This window comes from Streptomyces sp. NBC_01089 (genome assembly GCF_045162975.1).
Taxonomy (GTDB): domain Bacteria; phylum Actinomycetota; class Actinomycetes; order Streptomycetales; family Streptomycetaceae; genus Streptomyces.
The window spans coordinates 4,531,626-4,553,617 of sequence record NZ_CP108660.1 but is presented as its reverse complement, the minus strand read 5'-3'; the positions used below and the strand labels follow the sequence as shown (position 1 = coordinate 4,553,617).

At 68.6% G+C, this 21,992-nt stretch carries 19 protein-coding genes and 3 pseudogenes; 10 read left to right on the top strand and 12 right to left on the bottom strand.

Annotated elements, in window-relative coordinates:
* The first annotated feature begins 1,585 nt into the window (after positions 1-1,585).
* Positions 1,586-2,476, top strand: coding sequence for a hypothetical protein (locus OG510_RS20380; RefSeq protein ID WP_406138561.1), 891 nt, complete (start codon positions 1,586-1,588; stop codon positions 2,474-2,476).
* A 506-nt stretch (positions 2,477-2,982) separates the two neighbouring features.
* Here the strand turns inward: OG510_RS20380 and OG510_RS20375 are convergent.
* The 6 genes and pseudogenes from OG510_RS20375 to OG510_RS20350 form a co-directional block, all read right to left on the bottom strand.
* Positions 2,983-3,486 (bottom strand): annotated as a pseudogene (locus OG510_RS20375) (UTRA domain-containing protein); the annotation flags it as partial.
* Positions 3,487-3,728: 242 nt separating this feature from the next.
* A pseudogene (locus tag OG510_RS20370) lies at positions 3,729-4,055 on the bottom strand (IS630 family transposase); the annotation flags it as partial.
* A 7-nt stretch (positions 4,056-4,062) separates the two neighbouring features.
* A complete protein-coding gene (locus OG510_RS20365; protein WP_406138559.1) occupies positions 4,063-4,725 on the bottom strand; it encodes an NAD(P)-dependent oxidoreductase in 663 nt (220 codons plus the stop codon).
* A gap of 277 nt (positions 4,726-5,002) precedes the next feature.
* Positions 5,003-5,800 carry a CPBP family intramembrane glutamic endopeptidase gene (locus tag OG510_RS20360; protein ID WP_406138557.1) on the bottom strand — a complete coding sequence of 266 codons (798 nt, stop codon included), beginning with the start codon at positions 5,798-5,800 and terminating at the stop codon, positions 5,003-5,005.
* Positions 5,801-6,170: 370 nt separating this feature from the next.
* A complete protein-coding gene (locus tag OG510_RS20355) occupies positions 6,171-6,845 on the bottom strand; it encodes a response regulator (protein WP_406138556.1) in 675 nt (224 codons plus the stop codon).
* Positions 6,835-8,112: a sensor histidine kinase gene (locus OG510_RS20350; RefSeq protein ID WP_406138555.1), complete on the bottom strand. Its 1,278-nt coding sequence runs from the start codon at positions 8,110-8,112 to the stop codon at positions 6,835-6,837. Before OG510_RS20350 ends, OG510_RS20355 begins: the two co-directional genes overlap by 11 nt.
* Positions 8,113-8,400: 288 nt before the next feature.
* On the opposite strand from OG510_RS20350, the gene OG510_RS20345 reads away from it, so the two are divergent.
* The 5 genes from OG510_RS20345 (at position 8,401) to OG510_RS20325 (ending at position 12,484) form a co-directional block, all read left to right on the top strand.
* Entirely contained in the window at positions 8,401-8,535 is a 135-nt protein-coding gene (locus tag OG510_RS20345) for a hypothetical protein (protein WP_406138554.1), read from the top strand.
* A 52-nt stretch (positions 8,536-8,587) separates the two neighbouring features.
* A complete protein-coding gene (locus OG510_RS20340; protein WP_406138553.1) occupies positions 8,588-9,052 on the top strand; it encodes a hypothetical protein in 465 nt (154 codons plus the stop codon).
* 413 nt (positions 9,053-9,465) lie between these two features.
* Entirely contained in the window at positions 9,466-10,929 is a 1,464-nt protein-coding gene (locus OG510_RS20335) for an amidase (RefSeq protein WP_406138552.1), read from the top strand.
* 684 nt (positions 10,930-11,613) lie between these two features.
* On the top strand, positions 11,614-12,132 hold the full coding sequence (locus tag OG510_RS20330; RefSeq protein ID WP_406138550.1) for a hypothetical protein: 519 nt from the start codon (positions 11,614-11,616) through the stop codon (positions 12,130-12,132).
* Positions 12,119-12,484 (top strand): winged helix-turn-helix domain-containing protein, encoded by a 366-nt coding sequence (locus tag OG510_RS20325; protein ID WP_406138549.1) that lies wholly within the window; start codon positions 12,119-12,121, stop codon positions 12,482-12,484. The genes OG510_RS20330 and OG510_RS20325 overlap by 14 nt, the downstream gene beginning before the upstream one ends.
* Before the next feature lie 93 nt (positions 12,485-12,577).
* Here OG510_RS20325 and OG510_RS20320 read toward each other — a convergent pair whose 3' ends face one another.
* Both OG510_RS20320 and OG510_RS20315 read right to left on the bottom strand, forming a co-directional pair.
* The gene (locus OG510_RS20320; RefSeq protein ID WP_406138547.1) at positions 12,578-12,751 is read right to left on the bottom strand and encodes a hypothetical protein; all 174 of its coding nucleotides are present in this window, start codon (positions 12,749-12,751) and stop codon (positions 12,578-12,580) included.
* The gene (locus tag OG510_RS20315; protein WP_406138545.1) at positions 12,748-13,725 is read right to left on the bottom strand and encodes an Lrp/AsnC family transcriptional regulator; all 978 of its coding nucleotides are present in this window, start codon (positions 13,723-13,725) and stop codon (positions 12,748-12,750) included. The genes OG510_RS20320 and OG510_RS20315 overlap by 4 nt, the downstream gene beginning before the upstream one ends.
* Before the next feature lie 100 nt (positions 13,726-13,825).
* Between OG510_RS20315 and OG510_RS20310 the strand changes: the two genes are divergently transcribed.
* The 3 genes and pseudogenes from OG510_RS20310 to OG510_RS20300 all read left to right on the top strand — a co-directional run.
* Positions 13,826-14,290 (top strand): VOC family protein, encoded by a 465-nt coding sequence (locus OG510_RS20310; RefSeq protein WP_406138544.1) that lies wholly within the window; start codon positions 13,826-13,828, stop codon positions 14,288-14,290.
* Positions 14,287-14,481: a hypothetical protein gene (locus OG510_RS20305; RefSeq protein WP_406138542.1), complete on the top strand. Its 195-nt coding sequence runs from the start codon at positions 14,287-14,289 to the stop codon at positions 14,479-14,481. Before OG510_RS20310 ends, OG510_RS20305 begins: the two co-directional genes overlap by 4 nt.
* 247 nt (positions 14,482-14,728) lie before the next feature.
* Positions 14,729-14,932 (top strand): annotated as a pseudogene (locus OG510_RS20300) (antibiotic biosynthesis monooxygenase family protein); the annotation flags it as partial.
* Positions 14,933-14,945: 13 nt separating this feature from the next.
* Here the strand turns inward: OG510_RS20300 and OG510_RS20295 are convergent.
* Positions 14,946-15,968: a hypothetical protein gene (locus tag OG510_RS20295; protein ID WP_406142732.1), complete on the bottom strand. Its 1,023-nt coding sequence runs from the start codon at positions 15,966-15,968 to the stop codon at positions 14,946-14,948.
* 58 nt (positions 15,969-16,026) lie between these two features.
* Complete coding sequence (locus tag OG510_RS20290; protein ID WP_164259757.1) at positions 16,027-16,788, bottom strand: phosphoglyceromutase; 762 nt, start codon at positions 16,786-16,788, stop codon at positions 16,027-16,029.
* 273 nt (positions 16,789-17,061) lie between these two features.
* On the opposite strand from OG510_RS20290, the gene OG510_RS20285 reads away from it, so the two are divergent.
* The gene (locus OG510_RS20285) at positions 17,062-18,561 is read left to right on the top strand and encodes an MFS transporter (protein WP_406138540.1); all 1,500 of its coding nucleotides are present in this window, start codon (positions 17,062-17,064) and stop codon (positions 18,559-18,561) included.
* Here the strand turns inward: OG510_RS20285 and OG510_RS20280 are convergent.
* Together OG510_RS20280 and OG510_RS20275 are read right to left on the bottom strand one after the other, a co-directional pair.
* Positions 18,473-20,095, bottom strand: coding sequence for an MFS transporter (locus tag OG510_RS20280; protein ID WP_406138538.1), 1,623 nt, complete (start codon positions 20,093-20,095; stop codon positions 18,473-18,475). The genes OG510_RS20285 and OG510_RS20280 overlap by 89 nt on opposite strands.
* A 96-nt stretch (positions 20,096-20,191) precedes the next feature.
* Positions 20,192-21,886 carry a glycosyl hydrolase family 28-related protein gene (locus tag OG510_RS20275; protein WP_406138536.1) on the bottom strand — a complete coding sequence of 565 codons (1,695 nt, stop codon included), beginning with the start codon at positions 21,884-21,886 and terminating at the stop codon, positions 20,192-20,194.
* Positions 21,887-21,992: the final 106 nt, after the last annotated feature.

Here is a 21,992-nt window from a genome sequence, read left to right as displayed (position 1 = left end):
AGGGGGCTTAAAGCCTCGGGGCTTACTTCTTCTTGCCCTGGGTCTTGTCGGGGATCTTGGTGAGCTGCGTTTTGGCAGTTCAGGACGGCCTTCGTGAGCAGCTGAGCGGTCGTCATTGGTTGTCATTGGCCGCTGTTGAGCAACCTCGGACGGCCCAGAGACCGCCCAGCATTGATGCTCCCCGGGCGCCTCAAGTCCGACCGTTGTCAGTGGCTGGGGCTACGGTCACAGACGCGCGGTCGGCAGCCGAGGTACCCAGCTCTGTAGTGCAGCTGCATCCCCGGCTCTGTCTGGGGGCGGCCCCGGAACAGCCCGGGACCCAACCGACGGCCGGGCTTCGTCGATGGCCAAGAGCGCGACCCGCCGGCGCCGACCGCGCGCCCCTTCGTCCCAGCGTTGGTAGCCACCCACGGTTGCGATGGTCGCTCTCTCCGCTGGTATGCCCCAGCTCGATCACGCTCAAGGACGGTCCAGCATCACACCTCCGATTGGCGTCGCCCGCGTCTGTACTACAAGATCCCGTGGGGGTGACTATGGAACGGGATGTGCTGGCACAGCTTCTGGCCGGCGATGACGAGGCGTCGGCCGCTGCCCTAGAGGCGTTTCACAGCAGTACTTCCTACGTTGTCTGGGACGGGACTCCTCATGCTGGTTCGCTCGCCCGGATCTACGGACGCCGCCTTCGGCACACACAAAGGACAGGCATCCAGACCGTGGGCCTGGAACGAGCAGTGCAACTCCTCGGCCAACACGACCGCCCCGTGCGTCTCGGTCAAGTCAAAGCCGCCGATGGGAGATGGGTCTTCATGCTGTTCCTCACCGAGGACGCCAGCGCGTTGGTGGCATGCACCGGTGTGCGGCAGAGAGAGCCCTGAGCGCTGCTTTGTAAGCCTGGCACCCACAGCTGATCCGTCACCGCAGCTCACCCCATCTGGGCACTGGGACGGCTGTCACAAGCTGTGGACGCCGTAGTGATCCTCCAGTGACCGTGGTTGACCGCTCGATCTGGCCCGCATCTGACACGCGTGCCCAGAGCTCAACCCGCTCGCTCACGACACCATCAGCCGGCTCCCCGTAGCGGAGGACGGCATGCGCCGACCGGAACGGAAGCGCACGCACGCCTGGCTCCATCACCCGCTAAGAGCGTCCGCGTCAGGCCCGTAGGCGAAAATGACGACCTTGCCCCCACCGAACTCGTTACCGTCGACCTCGCCAACACCCGGCAGCTGCGACCGCAGCCCCGATGGACCGCTCGACCTCAGAAACCAGTGACTACCGATCAGGTTCACCGAGGTCTTCGCCACCCAGCCGGAAGAGAGCAATCACGGCGTGCTCCGGAGGTGTCGCCGGCAAGTCGAAGAGGGCGTCCTGCATGGCAGCACCCTCCCATTGATAACTGACAGTCGACCTCTGTTCGGGGTATCCGAGCTGTCAGCGCCCGACCGACATTCGCTTCACAAGTTCACCCAGCCGCTCTTGGGTGCCTCACGAGAACGTCTTCTCGGATCACTCAAGTCCCATGACGCTGCTTCAGGTGTTCCGCTACGGTTGATCTATCGCTCGGAAGGTGGATGTCGAGGGGCCCATGCCGACACTGCTCTACTACCCTTTGGTTAGACCGCCCCAGGCAGTCCTACATCAGGCGCTGTTGTACTGGGACGACATCGCGTCCGTAGTACCGGGCGATCCAGAGGTCTACGAGGTCGCGGTCTCGGAGGAGTTGAAGGGCCTCAAAGAGAGAGGGCTCTACCACCCCATCGTTCTGGGCCAGCAATACAACCAGCCTCTTGACGACTTGCTCCACCTCGATGTCTTGATCAGGGAACTTCGTGAACTGGCCGCCAGTCCACCAAGCCCTCAGGTCTCCGTCATGGACGCCTTCCTCTTCCGCTCAAAGGTCGGATACCTCTTGGAGTCGGAGATCATCCGCCTAGGCTTGGGGCGGCGGCTTGGGAACGCACGGACGCCACTTGGCGCAGCTGTAGCTGTTTCCAGGGAGGTACAACTCCTCTTGATCGGCACGTTGGCACAGGAAGTAGCTCTCACGGCCGATGCTCGCGCCTACACGCCGTACACGGATCAACGATCTTCCTACGAAACGTCTTTGCGCCCCATAGCTCCTGGCTTCGGTGTGGCGGCCTGGCGGGTGGAGTTGGGCCGCCTGCTTCCGATGCCAGCGCCAGGGACACCCACTTCTGAGGTTCTAGCTTTTCGCGACAGGTATGCCTCCGAGCGGGAGCGCTTGATGCGTGCTACGCAGACCATGCTGAGCGATCTATGCCGTGAATGGGAGCATCCAGCCGACGTGCTGCAACGAATGCGGGTGGAGCTGAACCACGCACGCGGGGATTATCAGTCGGCGGCCCGAGCGAGCCGTACAGCCTGGGTGCACAGGTCCATCTCGGTCACGGTGGGAGTAGCTACAGCCGCTGTAGGCGCGTTGGTCTCCCGGATCTCGACTGGGTCGCTGGCATAGCGGGCAGCATCGGGTTCAATATCGCTACCCGAGAAGTCCGCCCACTGTTCTATGCGAAGAGAGAGCATCCGTTTAGCTACCTGCACCAGGTGGATCGCGAGCTAGCGTAACGACGACTGCCCAAGCGCTCGTTGCCGACGCAAGCCGCTCGCACCTCGACTGCGTGGATGAGACTACTGCTTTACGAGTTCGATCTTCCCTCAGCTTGGTCGGGACTCGCCTCATGAACCGGTGCCGTCCGGGGCTGCTGTGCGCTGCCCGCCTCCGGGGCCGTTGATGTCAGCACTGGATGTCACCGGAACCGCTCGGGCACCGGGCAAGCCTCTAGCGGCTCCTCCGGGTGCCCAGCGCCACCAGGTGTGCTGATCGGTGCACCGCCACAGTGAGCGGCATGTCCGCCGACCGTCGTCGTCCCGCTTTGAGAGTACGAGCCCGCCTCCTGCCAGCGGTTGGCCGCACTCGGGGCAAGAGGCTGAGTCGTTGGCCATGTGGGACCCTAGACGGGGCTATCGAATGATCGGGATCTCATGGACGATCTCGCAGTGAGCGGCGGGCACGATGATGTCCGCCGTCTCCACGGGCCGACCCTCGTCGCTGTAATACGTCCGTCGGATGTGCGTGACGAGGGCCGCCTTCTGGATGCCCAGGATTGACGCCTCCTCGCCGGTCGCCTGGCGCGGCTCCGGCTGCTCCACCGCATGGCTGACGGTGATGCCGATCTCGGCCATGCGGTTCACGACGCCCGCCCCGGCGTGCGGCCCACCCTCGGGGAGGACGACGAGTGTGCCGGCGGTGAGGTCGTACGGTTCCCAGCTCGTCGACAACTGCACCGGCCTGGCGTCGGCCAGGAACTCGTACACGGTGCGGACGCACAGGTCACCTTCGGCGATACCGAGCCGAGCCGCGATGTCCGTCGGTGCGGGGACCTTGGCCTCGATCCTGCTCTCCCAGTCCCCCTGCTTGCCCACGGCCTTCGTGTCCGCGCGGAACGGATACGGCGGTTGCTCAGACATGGCGACGGGGGCTGCTCTGTGCCTGCTTCGGAGGCAAGCGCCGAAGGCATCGCAACCCGGCTGTCCGCCCTCGGACTCGCTCCCCGCGCGGAACTCACACCTACGTCACGTCGATCGAAGCGGAGGTACCGGAGCCGCTCTCCGCCGACACGTGGCGAGGGGTCCTGGAAGCGCTGGCGGAAGCCGATCGATTCGGGCTCCTCGCCAACAGCTTTAACGGCCGTACCTTATGGCCTGTCTTAAGTCTGCTGCTGGTTTTCGGTGTTGGGTGGGCTGATTTTGATGAGGTAGTCGGCGAGGGAGGTGAGGATCTCGTCGGCGATCTTGGTTCAGGTGAACGGTTTGGGGTTCTCGTTCCAGGTGTCGATCCAGGCGGTGATGTCCTTCTCCAGGGCTGTCACGGAGGTGTGGACGCCGCGGCGGATGAGCTTGTCGGTCAGCAGGCCGAACCACCGCTCGACCTGGTTCATCCAGGAGGAGCCGGTCGGGGTGAAGTGGGCGTGGACACGGGGGTGTTTACCCAGCCATGTCTTGACCTCGGCGATGTTGTGAGTGGTGTCATTGTCACAGAATTCAGTAGCCCACGGTAAACCGCTCATTGACGTGCCGTGCGTGCTCGATCTCGTCGACGACCGCGACAGCGAAGTCATCGGTAGAGATCCGACTCCTACCGTCCGCGCCCACGACGAGATGGTCCAGCGCGCTGCGGTACGTTCCGCTTCGGGAGCCGGGCCCGATCAGTGTGGGGGGACTGATTATCGTCCAGCGAACATCGTTGACGGTGCGGACATAATCCAGTGCGTCGCCACTCGCGTGCATGATCTGGAGCACAGGCTCCGGCAGTCCAACTGTGTCCCAGAGCCGTCTGTCGGCTGAGATGCGCAATGATCCGGCTCCGCCGACTGAGATCAGACGGGTGCCTGCCGGGCCGCCATCGAGCGCGCGCAGCCCGGCCACCAGCGATCTCACGGCCGGTTCGGCTGTGGCGAGATGCCCCGGGCCGTTGCCGTGACCACCACCGACCGCGCTGACCACGACATCCTGGCCCCTGGCGCCAGTACTGACCGACGTCGGCTGGAGGACGTCGCCGGTCACGACGCGCAGCCCCGGATGAGTGCGGGTCAGCTTCGCCCGATCGCGGACGACGGCCACAACGTGATGACCACGATCGAGCGCCTCGCCCAAGATGCGACCGCCGATCATTCCAGTAGCGCCGAAGAGAGCGATCCTCGCCAACGGTGTCTCCCAAGAAAATGCGTAACGGTGGAACCTTTGTTTGCCTCAGCGTAAATGGACCCAATAGCACGAGGCGGTCTGCTGTTGGCCACAGAGCGGCGGTGTCCATGACGGCCGCCGACGTCCAACCTGGGAACGTAACCTCGGCGGATAAGTTCCTGTGATGACTTGCCCCCACTGCCGGGGTTCAAGAGCTGGCCGTTGCTTTTGGGTCCGAGGTATATCGAGCGCGACGAGGAAGCCGGTCACTGCCTCGATCCGCCGACGGGCGGCCGCGTCACCTGCCGCTCGGGGAAGCGGAGACCGGCTCGAAGGCGGTGGTCGGACGGTAGCCGAGCCGGCCCCGGGTCAGAAGGAGGACGAGAAGGGCCGCGGCCACCGATGCCAGGAGGAAGGCGTAGGTGGTGTCGTCGTCGGGGAGCCGGGGAAACATGGCCGTCCAGGCGACGGAGAAGAAGTTGTTCACACTCGTGTGCATGAGCATCACGAGCGGCATGCTCTCGCCGGATCGGTTGAACACCCAGGTCATCGCGAAGCTGAAGCAGAGCGTCGTGGTGAGGAACGCCCCCACCTTGGCGAGATGTACGTGCGGGCCGCCGCCCCATTCGGTGAGGAACAGCGGCAGGTGCCAGGCGCCCCACAGAACGCCGACCAGGAGGGTGGCGGGCAGCGGGCCGAACCGTTCCTGGGCGCGCGGCATGGCGAACTCCCTCCAGCCGGGTTCCTCGGCGAGCCCCGTGGTGATCAACTGCAGGACCAGGCCCGGCAGGTACGCCGCCAGCACGGCGGAGGTCGGCGTGGTGGGGCCGCGGTCGCCCAGGGCGGTCGCGGCGATGGTGAGTGCCGCGGGCACGGCGAGCAGCACGGCGACGTACCAGCGCCAGCTGAGCCGGAACCTGGTCATGCGCCTGCCCCAGGTCCGTAGACCCCGGCGCCCCTCCGTGAGCCCGGTCAGCAGGAGGGCGGAGACGATGGGTCCGAGATAGGCGCCGGGCAGCACGCCGGTCAGCTGGCTTCCGCTGCTGCCTCCTGGAAACGTGAAGTGCCATACGCCGAGGCCGTTCTCGGACAGCACGTACGGGGTCCAGGCCGCCCAACTCAGCGAGAAGGCAAGCAGAAAGAACCAGAGCAGCGGACGGCGTCGGAGGCTGTCGCGCAGTCCGGAACCGTTGGGCGCTCGCCTGGGGCGGTGGCGGTCAGGCAGGCCGGTGTGGATCCGGTCAGCAGAAATGTGGCTGGGCTGCTGGTCCTGGTCGGCATGGAGGGTTCCGGTCGGCTGGGAAGTCCGGGCTGCTGGGACGCCTGCTCGGCTGCCTGTGGAGGCGTGGGTTTCGTGTTGGCGCACTGGATTGTTCCTTCGGGCGGGCCGGTTGATGTGTTCAGCACACCATCGCCGCGCCGTCGGATCATTCCCGTGTGCGCCTCGAAACGGGGTACAGCAGGCTCTACCTCGCCCTCGCCGTGGCGCCCTCCAGATACCTGAGTACGGCGGTCACCCTCCGGTCCACGTGGTCGGTGGGCGACAGGTCCAGCTTGGCGAAGATGCTGCGGATGTGCTTGTGGACCGCGCCCTCCGTGACGACGAGTTGTTTCGCGATCGCGCTGTTTCCCAGCCCTTCGGCCATGAGGGCGAGTACGTGCCGCTCGCGAGGGGTCAGCCGTTCCAGGCGGGCGTCCCGGTGGGACCGGGTGAAGAGCTGGGCGACTATCTCGGGGTCGATCGCTGTGCCACCGGCGGCCACCCGGTGCAGTGCGTCGAGGAACTCCTCGACCCGGCCCACCCGTTCCTTGAGCAGATAGCCCACCCGGCCCACGCCGTCGCTGAGCAGCTCGGTGGCGAAACTCTGCTCCACGTAGGCGGACAGCACCAGGATCGCCAGGCCGGGTTGACGGCGCCTGGCCTCAACGGCCGCGCGGATGCCCTCGTCGGTGTGGGTGGGCGGCATTCGCACGTCGAAGATGGCGACGCTGGGCTTGTGTTCATCGATGGCGGCGAGTGCCGCCTCGGGAGTGCCGGCCGTTGCCACCACCTCGATCGATTCGGCACGCAGGAGGAGGGCCAGGCCCTCGCGCAGCAGCGGGTCGTCCTCGGCGATCACGATCCGCGGGTCACTGTCCACAGGGGAGTACCACCTCAAGGGTTGTCGGGCCACCGGCAGGGCTGGCCAGGCTGAGTGTTCCGTCGTGTGCCTCGACCCGGCGGCGGATTCCGGTGAGGCCGGAGCCGCCGCCCTCGTCGGCGCCGCCCCGGCCGTCGTCGGTGATGGTGAGGCGGAGGTTTGCGCCGTCGGCCCGCACGCTTACGGCGGCCTGTTGTGCACCGCTGTGCTTCGCGATGTTCGTCAGGGCCTCGGCCACCACGAAGTAGGCGGTCGCTTCGGCGGAGACGGCGCACCGTGTAGGGACATCGACGTCCGTACGGCAGGGCACCGCGCAGTCGGCGGCGAGTCCTGTCAGGGCCCCGGCAAGGCCCTGGGCCTCCAGCACCGGGGGGAGAATGCTGCGGGAGACACCGCGCAGATCGGCCAGGGCCTGTTCGGCGGCGGAGTGCGCACGCTCCAGGATGTCGATGACCTCGTCCGTGTGGTCCGGCTCGCGGACCAGCCGGCGGCGGGCCGCGCCGAGTAGCACGGTGACGGAGATCAGCCGGTTCTGGCTGCCGTCGTGGAGGGCGCGTTCGATACGGCGCAGCTCGGCGGCGTGCGCGTCCAGGGCCGCGGCCCTGGACGCGGTCAGCTCCAGGACTCTGGCGGAGAGGTCGGTGTCGGAGTCGGCGGCGAGGAAGCGCTGGGCGGGCTTTGCCTGGAGCCGGACCAGCGAGGGAGCGAGTCCCAGGATGAGAGCGATCCACCCCACCCCGAGCAGGGAGACCGCGATCGCGTCCAGCCATGTGTGCGCGGTGCCGATGCCGATAGAAGCGGCGGTGGTGTCCTTCGGGGCGAACCGCCAGTACAGCGGGAAGGCCGTGTCACGCACCGCGAGTACGGGGAGGACGATGCCCGTCAGCGCCAACAGCAGTCCGGCCGAGGCGTGCTGGAGCAGCCAGCGCACCTCCCGCCGGGTGGTGGGATGGACGAGTCCTGCGCGTGGGCGCGTGGGCGGCGAGTCAGGGGCGATGATTTCGTGGCCCCGGCGGGCGAGCCGTTGGCGTTCGTGCCGGGCCAGGGCGTGCAGCGCACCCAACGCGGGGCCCACCAGCAGCAGACCTGTGCCGGTGAGCGACAGAGCAGCCGTGAGCAGCAGCAGAATCACGAGCGCGAGCGCGGAAAGCGCGGTGCCGAAGCCGCCGGCCAGCTCACCGATCGCGGCCCCGGCGGCTCTGAGCACCGCGGTGGTGGTTTGCTCCGCTCCGCGTAGGCGTGGTGTCCGCCGCAACGTCCCCGTCATCCTTCCCTCCCCGATCGCTTCCGCTTTCCTGTGCCAAAAGGGTTCCGGCGGCCCGGCGAGATCACCCGCGAAGAGTTACAGCCTGCTGTACCACCGGTCGAACAGCCTGCTGTACCCGCGGTCGAGCAGTCTGCGGGATCGTCCGGAGCGGAGACCGGCCGATAGCGTCAAGCGTGCCTTCGACCACCAGATTCGCAGAGGACTTCCCCCATGACGAACTTCGTCTCCCCGCCCCCGCAGCCGCGCCGTCGGACCACCTTCCGGTCCGTTCTGTGGGCCATCGTAGGTGTGAGCACTGCCATCAACCTCGCGGCGTCCTTCGGCGGTTCACACACCGGCACTCATCTGGGCTGCGGCATCGTGACGGCGCTCGGCGCAGGTATCCTCGCCGCGCACGCCCTGCGAGCGAATGCCTCCGCCTGACGGCCCGTAGACACCTCACAACCGGGCTACTGCCCGCAAGAGTGTCAGCCGGATGCCAGCCGACGCGGCCCGTCACTTCCCGTTCGCCCGTCATGGACGACTGCGAGCGGGTGCCCGCGCCGACCGCCCCGGCGCTGGGAAAGAATGGGGCCCCTTCCTGGAAGAGTTCTGCGCCCATCTGCGGACCCTGGGAGCCGACGCCCACCCCTGCCACATCGGCCAGTTCGATTACCGTGACGGCCGGGTCTGGCTCGGGGACCGGGCCGTCGACATCATCCACCGCATCTTCCTCGTCGAGGACCTGCTCGAATCACCCGACGCGCCCGCCCTGATGGACCAGGTCGTCAGCGCTGCTGCTGCCGGCGAAGTAAAACTGTTCGTCCCACTGGACGCGGAGGTCTACGCCAGCAAAACCACACTCGCGATGCTCTCCGACGAGGACAACCGGCGCCTGCTCGCGGCTTCGCCGGCGTACTGGCGCGCGGCACCCGCCTGGAGACCGACACGGGCATGGTGAACATCGCCAACGGCGCACACGGCGGTACGGCACTGTATGAACTGGCGCCCACGGGCATCGACGGGTGAATACCTCGGCTCACTCCACCTGGCCCGTACGGACCGGCACACGTCGCACGGAGACCGGCCGACGACGAAATTGCCCGTCAAAGGGCCCTCCCGACGGCCGCGCGGATGCCGAGGACGTCCGTCCTCAAGCAGCCGCGGGGCAGTACCCCGCTTGGCGTGCCCGAGGCCGCGACCGCGGTACGGCATCTGCAGCGGTCGCACAGGGCGGCGGCCGCGTGGGGGTCGAGCGGGGCCCTCGAACGCGGGACACGCACCGGCCGCGACCGGCAGTTGATGACAGTCCCTGACGTGTACAGCACCATCGCTGGTACACACCGCACAACCACAAGCCTGAAGGGGTAGGAAATGACGGGAAGTTCGATACCCGAGGAAGAACTTGCATGGCTGGACGCGACGGCGCAAGCCGACCTGGTCCGCCGCAGGGTGGTGTCGCCGACGGAGCTCGTGGAGGCGGCGATCGGGCGGATCGAGCGGCTCGACCGCAGGCTCAACGCCGTGGTCACGCCGCTGTTCGAGAAGGCTCTCGCCGCGGCGGGTGCGCCCGGGCTGCCGGACGGCCCTTTCCGCGGAGTGCCCATGCTGCTCAAGGATTTCCTCTGTCTCACCGAGGGCGATCCCGCCTACGGTGGGATGCGCGCGCTGCGGGACCGGGACTGGCGCGCTCCTGAGGACTCCGCCCTCGCGGCCCGTTTCCGCGCGGCCGGATTCGTGTTCTGCGGGAAGACGAACCTTCCCGAACTGGCGACCAGCACCACCACGGAACCGCTCGCGCACGGGCCGACCAGGAACCCCTGGGACCTCACCCGCTCCCCGGGGGGATCGAGCGGCGGATCCGCGGCCGCGGTGGCCGCGGGCATGGTCCCGGTGGCACACGGCAACGACATGGCGGGCTCGATCCGGATGCCGGCCAGCGCCTGCGGAATCGTCGGCCTCAAGCCCTCGCGGGCGCGTACCACGCTGGGCCCCGCATACGGCGAATACTGGGGCCCGGTGACCCACGAACACGTGCTGACCAGGTCGGTCCGCGACACCGCGGCCGTGCTGGACGCGACGGCGGGGCCCTCGTCCGGCGACCCGTACACCGCCCCTCCCGCCTTGCGGCCCTACCGCGAGGAGGTCGGCGCCGATCCCGGCGTCCTGCGGATCGGGTTCCGTACGACTCCGCCGGGCGCGACGATCCCGGCCCACAAGCACTGCGTGGCGGCGGTCGAGCACGCAGCCCGCCTGCTCGACTCGCTCGGCCACCGCGTTGAGCCGACGAGCGCCGCCTGCCTGGACGATCCGGCCCTCTTCGAAGCACTGGTGCCGATGTTCTCGGCGGTCCTGGCCTGGGAACTCGACCAGTGGTCGGAGCGTGTCGGTGAGCGCCTCGAACCGGCGGACCTCGAACCGATGAACGGGCTGCTGGCCGAGGTGGGCCGCTCGGTCACGGCCGCGCAGTGGCTCTCCGGCACCCAGGCGTGGCAGCGGTGGGCGCGTGGCGTGGCAGGGCTCTGGGACGAGGAGGTCGATGTGCTGCTCACGCCGACGCTGCCCGCGCCGCCCGCGCTGCTGGGCGAACTCGCGCCCACGGCGCAGAGCCCCGAGGAACTGGTGGCCGCCGTGAGCGGGGGCATCGCCTTCACGGTGCCGTTCAATGTCACCGGCCAGCCCGCCATCTCCCTCCCGCTGTACCGCAGCGACGACGGGCTGCCGATCGGTGTGCAACTCGTTGCCGCCTACGGACGGGAGGACGTGCTGATCCGGCTGGCCTCACAACTCGAACAGGCCGCTCCCTGGTCGGGGCAGCGCCCCCCGTCCTTCGACTGAACGAATCGGTAAGGAAGGGGCGCGCGTGCCTGGCACACAGCGCCACGCCGGCACGTGCGCACCGGCCTTCACCGAACTACGCGTCCCGACCCGGTCGTTGGGGGCCCTATGGGTTTGGTCAAGGTGATGGTGCGGGTCGGGGTTCGCAGAAGGTGCCGTCGCGGAGCATCGCGAAGAGGAGACCCCCGCCGAAGCGCGCAGGGCCCTCAAACGACGTCTCTCAAATGTCGTCTATCGGATCATGAAACGAGACCAGCGGAGCCGGCTTGCACCAGCGGCTTGACACACAGAGGCGCTAATCAGCGGTCAGTCAGTGCCTCCGGGCTCGGTGACACCACCCGCCGGATCACGGTCAACAAGGGGGGAAGTCATGCCGAGCCCGGAGGCCGGTAGCCCCGTTGCGGGGTCACCGAAACGATAATGGGGGGAGCGACGCGGGGGGAGCGAGTGGCACAGTGCTCGTTCCCCCGCGCTGACGTGGCCGCCCTGATGGTCTGGTGCACCGTCGTCCGACTCGCCCCCTCGCCCGCCCGGGTCGCACACCATGCGGCCCAGCCCTGTCCGCCGTTCGACGGCCACGCTCCCTGCTCTGCGGTCACCGTCCGGCGTTTGACACTCGCCTTCCAGGCAACTACTTTCCTATCAGGAAACAGGTTCTGATCGAGAAACACCAAGGAGGCCATCATGACCCGAAACCCCACACCCGCCGAGGCGTCAAGCGCGCTCCAGGACGTCCAGCAGCGGCGGGAGGAGGCGCTCGGCTCGGCGCGGGACTCGCGCTGGGTCGCCGTCCTCTTCGGCATCGCCGTTTTCGCCCTGCTCGCCGCGCCCGACTTCTTCGGGCAGGGCGTCGAGTCCGCGGTGAACGTCGCCTTCGCGGCCGTGGCCGTCGCCTACGCGGCACTGCTGCGCAGCAGGCGCGGTTCAGCGCTGCTGGGGCGGCGGACCAAGGTGCGGCAGGACGCGGTCTCGCCCCGGTTCGCACTGTGGAGCAGGGTCATCATCCTGACGGTTCTGGCCGTCGGCATCGTCGCCGCCTTCGTGCCGCACCCGGGCCTGTCCGTCCCGTACGCGCGGACGATTGCCGGCGCGGTACTGGGCGCGATCCTGATCCTCTTCGGGAGCCGTCTCCAGAGCGCTCTCGCCTCTCGCGCCACGGGCGCGGAGCGTGGACGATCCGGGGCGCTCGATGGATCGGCCTGACTTCGACCCGGTGCTGCTGGACCCCACCCGCCTGTCGATCGTGTCGTTGCTCGTCGGCACCGAGTGGGCGGAGTTCGGCTGGGTGCGCGAAGCGGCGGGACTGTCGGCCTCCGCACTGTCCAAGCAAGTGGGCACGCTCGGCACCCACGGATACGTCGACGTGGAGAAGGGCTACGTGGGCAAGCGCCCCCGCACATGGCTGAACCTCACCACCGCGGGCCGCGAAGCCCTGGAACGCCAGGTCACGGCATTGCAGAAGATCGTCGACGACTCCCGGGCAGAGGGCTCCGAAGCACGAGTCCAGAACCCCGGACCCGGCGAACGCGGCGGGCGCACCACGCGCGGGACGTGAGCGTGCGCGGCGGCGGGAGGCCGCCAGCACCGGCGGGATGCGAGAGCTCGCGGCCCCCGGACCGTCGCAGCGACGGTCGGATACGGTCCTGATTCAACCGGTACGGCCGCTCACACTGCCCTCGTCCGAGCCGGTGCCGCGCTGCTGCTGGTACCCGCTCAGCACGGCGTGCAGGAGGCGCGGCTTCAGCCGGTAGTCGCCGGTGCCGGTGCTGGTGCTGGTGCTGGTCAGAGTTCGCTTCCGACCAGTGAGATCCGACGTGATCACACCAGGCGGCCGCCGGTCACTCGGGTGGCGGCCTGCTTGAGCCTGCTGAGCAACGGGACGACCTCGACGTGGGCCACTCCGGGGAGGCTGCCCAACTGCTCAGTGACAAAGCTGAAGAGTTCGGTGCTGTCGCGGCAGGTCACTGCGGCCACGATGTTCGCGGCGCCCGTGACCGCGGCGACCCAACTGGTCTGTCGACAAGCGGAGAGCGTTTCGCAGATCGTGACGATGCGGTCCGGCGAGACATGAAGGAACAGCGTGGCCGAGGTGTGGTAGCCGAACGCTTCCAGCATCACGTCCACGTCCACTGTGACCGCGCCACTGTCCAGTAGCGCCTGGAGACGGCCTCTGACGCGAGAGAGCGGCCAGTCGAGGGTGCGGGCCAGCGCTGACGCGGTGGATCTGCCGTCCTCGCGCAGTTCCTCCAACAGCGGGCGGTCTTCGAGGAGGACCGGACTGTACGTCGCCTTCCGTCGGCGCGGATCGCAGCCCTGGAGAAGATCTCGTTTCGCGTCCTCCCTCAGCGGTTCCTCGAAGCCCGACCACTCGGCAGGGCCGCCGGAGTACGAGTGCAGCACCAGGTGGGTGGTGAACGAGAGCACTTCTGATGTATGCGAGATCCGGGGCAGCACTCCCGTGCCTCCCGCAGCATCGGCGGGCAGGGTCGTGGTGCACATCAGCTCCGCGCCGCCGGAGTGCAGAGCGACCCAGAAGACGTCGTTGCGTGCGGCCAGCGCATGGCCGAGGCGTACGGCGGCAGCGGGGCGGCACTGCAGCCGCAGCAGCCAGAGCGGATGTCTGGCGGAGGCGGCCGCCTCGCTGACCAGGACGCGGAGCACACCTGCCTCGCGCATGGTGCGGTAGCGGCGGGTCGCGGTCTGCTCCGATACCCCCACTACCTCGGCGATTCGTCTCATTGGGGCTCGCCCGTCGAGCATCAGGCATTGGAGGATTTGCTGATCCACAACATCCATCACTGAAGTTTCGTTCTTCTGGGCGGACCGCATGGGAGTTATTGGCAGATTCTAGTAGGCTCCCTGGAGCTTTCGCCGTTGCGTGGCGAACACTCGGTACATGAGCGTTTTGAACCACCAGATCGTCTGGTCCCGCGATGCAGGGGCCTCCGCCCGTTTTCTGGCCGACATGATGGGCTTCGAGCCTCCGGTGAAGCTGGGCCACTTCGTGATGGTGCGGGTGAGCCCTGACGTCACCTTCGACTTTATGAGCACCGACCGCGACATCACGGCGCAGCACTACGCCTTCCTGGTCAGCGAGGCGGAGTTCGACGTGATCTTCGCCGGGGTGCTGGAGCGGGGCCTGGAGTACTGGGCTGACCCCCGGCATCAGGACGCGGGCAACATCAACCGCCTCGACGACGGCCGCGGAGTCTACTTCAACGACCCCAGCGGTCATGAGTTGGAGATTGTCACACGCCCCTACGGCAGTGGCGGGCTCGATGCCGAGCACGTCAACCCGCTGCTCATCGAGGAGGTCACGGTGAACGGGAAGTTGCCGGATCTGTCATCACCGAGCCGTTGACCGACCGTCCCCTCGTCCAGTTCCCGATCGCCGGCACCCAGCCGAACCGTGCGGGCAAACCCACCGCTCGGTGGATCGCCGAACAGGCCGCCGGGAGCGGCGTCTTCGACATCAAGGCCGTCGACCTGGCCGAGACCGACCCGCCGGTACCCGCCGAACCGGGGCACCCGAGTACGCGCGAGTACGACTGACATCCACGCGGGCGTTCAGCGAACCGCCGTGGCACTCGAACCGGCGATGATCTCGCTCCGGCTGCACGTTGTCGCCTTCGTCCCGATCCCGCTCATCGACGACTTCTCCACCCGCGGAGGGACGCCCTACCGAACCGATCGAGCACGGCCCCACCAAAGCCTTGGACGCTCTGCACCGGGCATTGCAGCCGAAGACGGCCTGACCCGAGCGCCGGATCACCCCGCCAGTCTCTGAAAGCGAACCATCATGCCGAAATTCCACGAGTTGGACGCCCACGTTGCCCTCGCTGACCAGCTCAACGAGGAGGGCGGACCTGTCATCCTCGTCAACGTCCTGTCCGTCGCCCCCGAAGATGTCGACCAGCTACTGCTGGCCTGGTCCACCGACGCGGCCGCTCTGAAGAATCAACCGGGCTTCATCTCAACCCAGTTGTACCGCGGTATCGCAGGCAGCAGCACGTTCCTCAACCACGCCGTCTGGGAGTCGACGGGCCACTATCGTGCGGCCCGGCTCGACGACAGCGTGCGTGCACCCGCTCGCGAGCTCTACCCGGCCAGCCTCGTCGCCACCCCGCACCTGTTCCGAGCGCAGGCCGTACCGGGGATTTGCGTCGCCTGACACGTTGGCGCACGGCAGCGCTGTGCTCCGAACTGACCGGGAACGGCAGGTTGCGCCGCCGGATAGCCGTACTACTGCTGGGGACACCCGGGCCGAGCGGCGGCGCCTGCTGGTGGAACGCGTACGGGGAGGGCTGGCCGGAAGGAGGAAACGCCGCACTACAGAAGAGCGGTACGAGCGAGATCGCGCCCAGCGCGGCGCTCACAGTCGCGACCACATCGCCCAGTGCGGCGATGGCGTTGGCATGCGACGAGAGCCATTCGACTGCGGCGGCCACGCCTGCATCGATCGCGTCGAGCACGGCGTCATCGAGCTTGCCCGGCACCTTACCGATGTCCTTGAGGGCACTGCCCAGCTTGTGGAGTGCTCCCGGTTCGTTGGGAGCGATGTCCATTGCTTTGTCCAGGCGTCGCGCGACAGACTGCTCTTCCAAGGCGTAATCACTGGCCGGTTTGCATGCTTGGGCCCGGATCTTTTCCAGTTCACCCTCCGCGATGCCTGCCGCCAGCTCGGTGGATGACGGGTCCTTCTCGGTCCGCTCACGCTTGCGCGCTTCGGCACCGTCCTTCGGACTGTCGAAGGAGGCGTGCTTGGGCGGCAGGCCGGCGAGCTTGCCCTTCAGCGCATCATGCTTGTCGCGCGCGTCCTGGGCCCTGCTCTCCAGAGCAGCTGCCTTGCTCCGCCATTCCTGCATGCCCTCGAACCAGTCCCGCAGGGCCGTGGCCGCCTTTCGGAACGACCGCTTCGCCTCGTCGATCTTGGGGCGGAAATTGTCGTCGAACTGCTCACGGAACGCCTCGGCGTGCTTCCCCTGGTGACGCTTCGGGTCCGTCTCCGCCTCGTCTAAGCACGAGTGACGGCCCAGCACACCAAAAAGCCCCCCACCACGCGGAGAACCCGCAGGTGGGGGGCTTACAGCTGCCTGCTTACTTCTTCTTGCCCTGGTTCTTGACCGCCTCGATGGCCGCCGCTGCCGCGTCCGGGTCCAGGTACGTGCCGCCCGGGTTGACCGGCTTGAAGTCCGCGTCCAGTTCGTACGCGAGCGGGATGCCCGTCGGGATGTTCAGGCCCGCGATGTCCGCGTCCGAGATGCCGTCCAGGTGCTTGACCAGGGCGCGCAGCGAGTTGCCGTGTGCGGCGACCAGGACCGTGCGGCCGGCCAGCAGGTCCGGGACGATGCCGTCGTACCAGTACGGCAGCATGCGGACCACGACGTCCTTGAGGCACTCGGTGCGCGGGCGCAGTTCCGGCGGGATCGTCGCGTACCGGGCGTCGTCGCTCTGCGAGTACTGCGCGCCGTCCTCGAGGGCCGGCGGCGGGGTGTCGTACGAGCGGCGCCACAGCATGAACTGCTCCTCGCCGAACTCGGCGAGCGTCTGTGCCTTGTCCTTGCCCTGGAGCGCGCCGTAGTGCCGCTCGTTCAGCCGCCAGGAGCGGTGCACGGGGATCCAGTGGCGGTCCGCGGCCTCCAGCGAGAGCTGGGCGGTGCGGATGGCGCGCTTCTGGAGGGAGGTGTGCACGACATCGGGGAGCAGGCCGGCGTCCGTGAGCAGCTCACCGCCGCGGACCGCCTCCTTCTCGCCCTTCTGCGTCAGGTTGACGTCCACCCAACCGGTGAACTGATTCGTCGCGTTCCATTCGCTCTCGCCGTGGCGGAGGAGGATCAGCTTGTACGGTGCGTCGGCCATGCCCCCGAGCCTAATCGACGGCCCGGGGGCCGCCGATTGACGCCCTGGGTCAATTGAGTGGCAGCCCGGAAGAGCCCCCACGTAATGTCTCCTCAGTCGGAGCACCACTTACATCCGGCCCGTTCGGCGCTCACTCGCAGGCCCGCCCGCTCGCGTGTGCGGAGACGTGTGCAGAGGCGTGCGCGGAGGCGTGCGCGGAGGCGTGCGCGGAGGCGTGCGCGGTTGCGTACGCGCCCGAACCCGCCGGGCCACTCAGCCATGGGGGAATGCACCATGTCCGCAGCCGTTCTCACCGGGCTCAGACGGGCCGCACGGGAGAGTGTCTCGGGTCTGCCCCGGGAGTTCTGGTGGCTGTGGACCAGCACCCTGATCAACCGGCTCGGTGCGTTCGTCGCCACCTTCATGGCGCTCTATCTGACGCTCGACCGCGGCTACTCCGCCTCGTACGCGGGTCTTGTCGCCTCCCTCCACGGCCTCGGCGGTGTCGTGTCCTCGCTCGGCTCCGGTGTCATGACCGACCGGCTCGGCCGGCGGCCCACGCTGCTCGTCGCGCAGGTCTGCACGGCCGTCTCGGTGGCGCTGCTCGGCTTCATGCGGGATCCGGTGGCCATCGCCGCCGTCGCCTTCCTGGTCGGTATGGCGTCGAACGCCTCCCGCCCGGCCGTGCAGGCGATGATGGCCGACATCGTGCGGCCCGAGGACCGGGTGCGCGCCTTCTCGCTCAACTACTGGGCGATCAACCTGGGGTTCGCGGTCTCATCGGCAGGCGCGGGCCTCGTCGCGCAGTACAGCTATCTCGCGGGCTTCATCGGCGAGGCGGCCCTGACCCTGGTCTGCGCGGTGCTGGTCTTCCTCAAGCTGCCGGAGTCCCGTCCGGTGCGTACGGCCGTGGAGCAGGCGGACGAGTCGGCGGTCCGGCTGGGTACGGTGCTGCGCGACGGCCGGTTCATGAGCGTCGTCGGGCTCTCCTTCCTGGTCGCGCTCCTCTTCCAGCAGGCGTCGGTCGGGCTGCCGGTGGCGATGGGCCGGGACGGCTTCAGCAGCGCCGACTACGGGATGGCCGTCGCGGTCAACGGCGTACTGATCATGGTGCTCCAGATCCCGGTGACCCGGTTCATCGAGCACCGCGATCCGCGCCGGCTGCTGATCATCTCGTCGGTGGTGGCCGGGTACGGGTTCGGGCTCACCGCGTTCGCCGGTTCGATCGGTCTTTACGCGCTGACGGTCTGCGTCTGGACCCTCGCCGAAATCGTCAACGCCCCCACCCAGACAGGGCTGGTGGTCCGCCTCTCCCCCGTCCACGGCCGGGGCCGCTACCAGGGGATGTACATGATGTCCTGGGCGGGGGCGGCGCTGGTGGCCCCGCTGATGTCCGGGGTGATCATCGACCGGTTCGGGGCGCGGTGGCTGTGGGCGACGTGCGCGGTGCTGGGCACGGTGGCCGCGCTCGGGTACGGGGTGCTGATGCGGCGGCTGACGGGCGACGGAGCGGCCACCCCTACCGCCCCGGCCAACCGATCCACCTCGCGCGTCTCCCCCGCCCCGGCCAACCGATCCACCTCGCCCGTCTCCCCCGCCCCGGCCAACCGATCCACCTCGCCCGTCTCCCCCGCCCCGGCCAACCGATCCGCTTCGCCCACCTCGCCGATCTCGCCCGCCCCGTCCACCCCTCGGCGCCGTCCCGTCACACCCGCGCGCCGTCCCCCGTCCGCTGTTGTGGGGGCTGCGGTTCCGCCGTCACCCGGGTGCCCGGATGGAAGTACGAGCAGATGAAGGCGAGGGCGAGCGCGCCTGCCATCCCGTAGAAGACCACCCGGTTCGCCTCGGCGAAGTCCAGCCGGATCGCGCCCATCGCATGCCGCGTCGCGCTCGCGACCGGCCCGCTGCCCGTCGGCCCGCTCGTATCGGCATGGCCGGTCACGGCCTCGGCGATGCTGTGCGCCGTGCGTTTCGCCGCGCTGTCCGGCAGGCCGTCGGCGCGCAGGGTGCGGGTGACCCGGTCGGTGGTGACATGGGTGAGGACCGTGCCGAACACCGCGAGGCCCACACTGGCCGCGTAGTTGCGCACCGTCTGCGTGATGCCGGTGACCTCCCCGTACGACGCGTCGATCGCGCGGTTGACCGCGTCCGTGGACGCCGGGGCGAGCAGGAATCCGATACCTGCCCCGGCCAGCGCCGCGTAGGGCCACTGGTCGTGCATCGCCAGTGTCGTCATCCGGTGCGCCCACAGGGCGAATCCGATGGCGCCCAGCGCGCAGCCCAGCTTCAGGGCAGGCCGGGCGCCGCGCCGGTCCAGGATGCGTCCGCCCCACTGGGAGGCCAGGCCGAAGCCGACGAAGAAATAGAGCAGGTAGAGGGCCGCCTGGTTCGGTGAGGCGCTCAGCGACACCTGCGCGTACACCGAGGCGAAGAAGAAGACCGGTACGAACGCGAGCATCGCCAGGAACAGCACGACCACATCGACGGTGAAGGCCCGGTCCCGGAACACCCGGAGCCTGATGAGCGGATGCCCGGTACGCAGCTCCAGCGCGCCGAACACCACCAGGACCAGCAGACCGCCCACGATGCAGAGCCAGGTGGCGGCACTGTCCCAGCCCCATGCGGACGCCTGCTGGAGTCCGAAGACGCTCAGCCCCATCCCCACCGCGACAAGCACAGCGCCCGGCACGTCGAGGGGCTCGTGGGTCGCGTTGCGGGGGATACGGGCCTTCGCCGTCAGGACCAGGGCGATGACGGCGACCGGCACGTTGACCCAGAAGATCGCCCGCCAGGTCCAGTCGGTGAGCCAGCCGCCGAGCAGCGGTCCGACACATGTCAGGGCGCCCGACAGGCCGAAGAAGAGCGCCAGCGCGCGCCCCCGGCGCTCCACGGGGAAGACCGCGACCACCACGGCGAGCGCCGCGGGGAACATCAGCGCCGCCCCCACGCCCTGCACCGCCCTGAAGGCGATCAGCCAGGTCTGGGCGCCTCCGCCCCTGGGCACCGCGCCGCACAGCGCCGACGCGATCACGAAGACCAGCGTGCCGGTCACCATGATCCGGCGGTGCCCGAAGATGTCCGAGAGCCGGCCGCCGAGCGCGAAGAACGCGGCCAGGGTCAGCAGATAGGCGTTGACCACCCACTGCATCCCGGACGCGGAAAGTCCCAGCTCACGGATGATGTCCGGCGCCGCGACGGCCACGATCGTCTGGTCGATGAACGTCATCGAGACGGCGAACAGCATGGCGGCCAGCGTCAGCGTCTGGTTCGGCGCGAATCTGCCGGCGGCGGGTGCGGAAGAGGAGGAGTGATCCCCTTTGTCGCTCATGGACGAAATAGTCCACCGGGGCCGGGCATCCCGCACGCGGGGAACGCCCGGCCCTACCCTGCCCCGGGTCGGGCCGGGCCGGGCCTGGCAGGACGGCTACGGGTGCAGCCCCCGCTGGGCCTCGTGCAGATTGGCGGGGCGTACGGATTCCGGCGCACCGTACGCCTCCAGGCGCGTATGCAGATCGCCGGTGAAGTCCGGCACGTCGATCTGGCCGAACGGTCTGACCTTGCTGATGCCGACGCTCGCGCTGTACGGGGCGAGGCCGTCGATCTTCATCAGGCCCTCGCGGCCGTTGGTGACCCGGATGTTCCAGTGGGTGAACCGGGCGCCGAAGAGCGGACCGGCCGAGGCGTCCCCGCCATGCTGACCGTCGTTGTTGACCGTGATGTCGGTGCGCACATTGGCGAACGGCAGGCCCCGGTGCGAGTCGAAGGTGCCCATCTCCATCACCCCGCGCGACCAGACGTTGTGACTGGAGAGCCCCTCGACGTTGATGCCGTGCAGCTGGGTGCCGGCCGGGGCGGGCACCGTGCGCTCGGCGATCGTGAAGTCCTCGACGAGATTGTCGTGCGACCCCTCCCGGCAGAAGTACGGGTGGTGCGAGCCCCGGCCCTCGACGCGCGTGCGGCGCAGGGTGGTGGCGGAGGCGGCGACCAGACCGAAGCCGTTGTCGACGTCGCGTACGACGACGTCGTCGGCCCAGCAGTCGTACGCGCACTGGAACGCGACGCCGTTGTACCCCTTGTCGAGCAGATGCGGCGACTGCGGGGTGAGGACCGCTTCGAGCGTGAGCCCCTCCACGGCCGACCCGGTCAGCGGTGCGACATGGGTGGTGAGCCGGGGGTCCCACTCCGGGCGGATGTCGAGCGGGAGGGGGCGCTCCAGGGTGAGCCTGCGGCCGTGCACCGCCGTGATGCGCACCGGCCACTCGTAGGGGACGTACGAGGTCAGCTTGGTCTTGTCGTCCCACTCGTACGCCTCGGGGCCCGGGCCGCCGCCCGCCATGTGCTCCAGGAGCGTGTGCCCCGCGTCGTCCGCGAGCCGGAGCAGTACGAGGTCGCCGCGGCCGAGCTTCGCGGTGTCCGCGACGGTGACCGTGCGGTCGCCCTGTCGCGCCGGGGCGACAGTGGTGAGGGTGCGCCACTCGTCGCGTCCGTTGCCCGTCCATCCCTCGAAGGGCCAGGCCGCGGAGGTGATGGCGGCCGTCAGGCTCGCGAACCGCGCCTCGGGGCAGAGCCAGATGAGCCCGCCCGCCCAGGACCACGAGGACTTGTCGCCGCCGTACCGGGAGCCGTAGGGACCGATCAGCTCGGTGAGGCTCTTCGTCGCGTGGAGCGTGGTGCGGCCGCTGCCCGCGCCGCGCAGCACGACGTTGCTGTGCCCGATACGGATGAGGTCGTCGATACGGAAGGTGCCGGGCGGGACGAGGACCGTGCCACCGCCGCGCCTGCCGGTGTCGGCGATGGCGCGGTTGATCGCGGCCGCCGAGTCGGCGGAACCGTCGGGGACCGCGCCGTACTCCCGGACGTCGGCCACGACGGGGAGCCGGGGGAAACGGCGCTCGCCCGTACGCCGGCCCGCGCCGCCGATGTACGGGATCTGGGGGTGGGTGTACGGGGTCCGGGTGAACTCCCGCCAGAGCGGGCCGGCGGACGGGGCCGCCCGCCCCTGCGGTGCGGCCTTGGCCGCCCCTCCCGTCGCGACGACGGCCGCGACGGCCGTGGCGCTGCCGAGCAGTGCACGTCTGCTGATGATCCCCACGAGAGCCACCCTTTCCCGGGTCTTCACGTATATGAACATCGTTCATGAGTGCGTCGGGACGTGAGCATGCCACGGCAGCCGGGAAGCAGGGAAGGGGTGTGCATACGGGAGTCGCACCGCGCTGGTAGCCGGT